Annotated in this window: 4 protein-coding genes; 1 reads left to right on the forward strand and 3 read right to left on the reverse strand. The window is 53.4% G+C overall.

The features are described 5' to 3' along the window. On the forward strand, positions 1-737 hold a 737-nt coding region (locus NZ653_05105), incomplete at its 5' end, for a glycosyltransferase 87 family protein (GenBank protein MCS7286495.1). A 38-nt stretch (positions 738-775) separates the two neighbouring features. Here the strand turns inward: NZ653_05105 and NZ653_05110 are convergent. The 3 genes from NZ653_05110 to NZ653_05120 all read right to left on the reverse strand — a co-directional run. Continuing rightward, on the reverse strand, positions 776-1,825 hold the full coding sequence (locus NZ653_05110; protein MCS7286496.1) for a hypothetical protein: 1,050 nt from the start codon (positions 1,823-1,825) through the stop codon (positions 776-778). A 39-nt stretch (positions 1,826-1,864) separates the two neighbouring features. Further along, positions 1,865-2,173: a hypothetical protein gene (locus NZ653_05115; protein ID MCS7286497.1), complete on the reverse strand. Its 309-nt coding sequence runs from the start codon at positions 2,171-2,173 to the stop codon at positions 1,865-1,867. Positions 2,174-2,237: 64 nt separating this feature from the next. Continuing rightward, on the reverse strand, positions 2,238-2,593 hold a 356-nt coding region (locus NZ653_05120), incomplete at its 5' end, for a rhodanese-like domain-containing protein (GenBank protein ID MCS7286498.1).

A 2,593-nucleotide genomic window follows, 5' to 3' on the forward strand; every position in this document is an offset into this window, starting at 1 on the left:
TCTGCGTTGGGGAGTTCATGCGGGCTTTATGGGAAGATAGGCCCTGGAAAGCTGGAGCTTGGCTTGCCGGGTTGCTTTTGAAACCGCAAACTCTGGTTTTGATTTTGCCTGCTCTGGTTCTGGCCAGAAAGTTCAGAGTGATTGTAGGATTTGTTCTGACCTTTCTGGCTCTGCTTCTGCTTTCATGGCTCATAAGCGGTCCCGAAGGATTCAAAGGGATGCTCAGCCTCTGGCTTAAAGCTGGAACGTATGGTTTTGAAACAGGGGTGGAGTGCATGATGAACTGGCGTGCGCTTGGTATGTATCTGGACGCTTTGGTTTTTCCCTTGGGACGGGTTGTAGCGGGGTTTGGGATGGCTTTTACAGCGGCTTTAGTCCTTTACCTGTGGGTGGGATTTCGCCCGCGGGATGAAAAAGCCATTTCCATCCCTCTTCTGGGGACCATTGCGGGCACAATGGCTTTTACCTGGCATTCGCACTATCACACAGCCATGCTTCTTCTGCCTCCTTTGATAAGCCTTGCTGGGGTTATGCCTTCGAGGCTTATGAGGGCATGGGTGTTAGCTCCGCCGGTGACCCTGTTTATGGTTTATGTTACTGGTGCTCTTTTTGTTTTAGCTGGTGGAACCTTGCCGGAATCTTTTGGTTGTCCAATTTTTCTGGTCCTTTTTCTTGTCCTTCACCTTTGGTTACTTTTGTGGGCTGTAGAACAAAAAAGAAAGGCGATCGGCTCTTAGGCCAATCGCCCTCCCTTATTTTCGCTGGCTTCAAAGGCTCACCGGGCCTTCGGGATTTCTTTCACTATTACTGCTTTGTTAGCTTCAAGCTCCTCCGGTGCCACGTCTTCGGCCGTCAGGAAAAGCGCTTTGTTCCCGTGACAGCTGTTGCAGGTCTTAGTCTGAGGAGCATTGCGGACGATGTTGTGAGGTGTGGTGTATTTCCAGGTAGGCACAGCGTTGAAGTTCGGTAGGAGATTTTCTCCGTAAGTAGCAAAGGTATCCGGCGTAACAGGCACATGGCGCAGAAGCACATACTTGTAAGGCCGTTCCTCTGTGGGATTGGGGTTGAGGCCTATCTTGAAGGTCATCTTGGATGGAGCACTCCTGAAAGTGGGCATGCCTTCTTTGATTATGACGTGGCAACCGTAGCAGCTCTTATAAGGCCCGGAGACATGGCATACGTAGCAATCCACTTTGCCGTCGTGGATGACGTGATGTTTTATGCCATCTTTACCACCTTTAACATCAGGGTGGCAATCCAGACAAGAAGGCACAGGCTTGCCATCATAGCGGTGAGCATACTGGGTTCCATCACCATGGAAATTGGTGATGCGGTGGCAGTTGAAGCAGTTCATTCCAGCCCTTTCCCAGTGCACGCTCCCGGGGATCCCTTCATTCAAGCCCATGTATTCAGCACCAACGCGGGCGCTGTGGCAGGAAAGGCAGGTATCACGAATGGAGACTATTTTCTTAACCAGGTGGCCTTTGATCAGCCCACCGCCGGCAAAAATGGGGCGGCTTATGTGACAGTGAGAGCAATCGGCGTGGCAGTAAGCGCAATGGTTCTGGTAAGCTTTTTGCATGTTGGGGTTAGTGAAGTCTGCACCACGGGCTTCAAGGACTGTAATGTAACCATGGAGCCCTCTGTGCAGGGAAGTCTCTGCTGTCTTAGCAATCTCCCCGTGGCAATCGGCGCATTTTTCGGTGGGGTTTTTGACTATGCCTTTATGAGCTTCTTTTTTATCCTGAGTGCCAGCCACACCGCCGTGGCAGCCGATGCAATTGTAAGAATTGTGGATATCCTCCAGGAAGCTTTTGTCTACCAATACTTTTTGCCAGACCTCCAACGGAGGCGGAGGGGCAGCTCAGCCTTCCCCCTCGGGTGCAGGCTTTTTGGGTGGTGGTTCGGCCACCGCCTTTAAAGCTTCAGCGTCGGTGTGACACGCAACGCAGTTATCAGCACTGGGAGGGGGTGTTGGAGTTGGAGGAATTGCGGGGGTTGGGGTCGGGGTGGGGGGTAGTGGGGTGAAGGTAGGGGTTGGTGGTGGGGTGGCCACTACGGTGGTTGGTGGGACAGGAGCTATCGGCGTGGGGGTAGGAGCACAGGCTACCACCAGGAAGATAGCCCCAGCAAGTCCTGCTATGGATAAGGCAAAACAAGCTTTTTGGCTCATGAACTCCCCCCGTTATGGGGCCCCCACAGGCCTTTCCAGCCTGCGGGGGCCAGCTTGACCACGCTTACCTGGTCCTGCGACGAAGGATGAACAACCCACCTATCCCTGCGGCCAGAGAGATGCCACCGAAAGCTATCAGGATTGCAGGAACCAGGCTGGAGCCCTCACCTCCGGTAACAGGGAGTGTCGGAGGAGCAACCGTCTCTACCGGGTAATCGGGCTGGGTAGCTGGGTCAAAACGAGGCGCACCAACCACTTCATCTTTCTTAGTCCAGCCCATGATTCCGAACCTGAGGTTGATAGCGTCGTAACCCAGGAGGTTGAGGACAGTGGCGACTATTCCCGCAGTGTGACCGGAGTAGCAATAGGCCACAATCTTTTTGTCCTTGGGCAGCTTGGCCAGGTTCTCAGGCTTCCAGA

The sequence above is a fragment of the Anaerolineae bacterium genome, from assembly GCA_025062375.1.
Lineage (GTDB): Bacteria > Chloroflexota > Anaerolineae > SpSt-600 > SpSt-600 > SpSt-600.

Bases quoted from the DNA above. Each gene is read 5' to 3' on its own strand.
- NZ653_05115 (MCS7286497.1), bottom strand. From the start codon at position 2,173: ATGAGCCAAAAAGCTTGTTTTGCCTTATCCATAGCAGGACTTGCTGGG.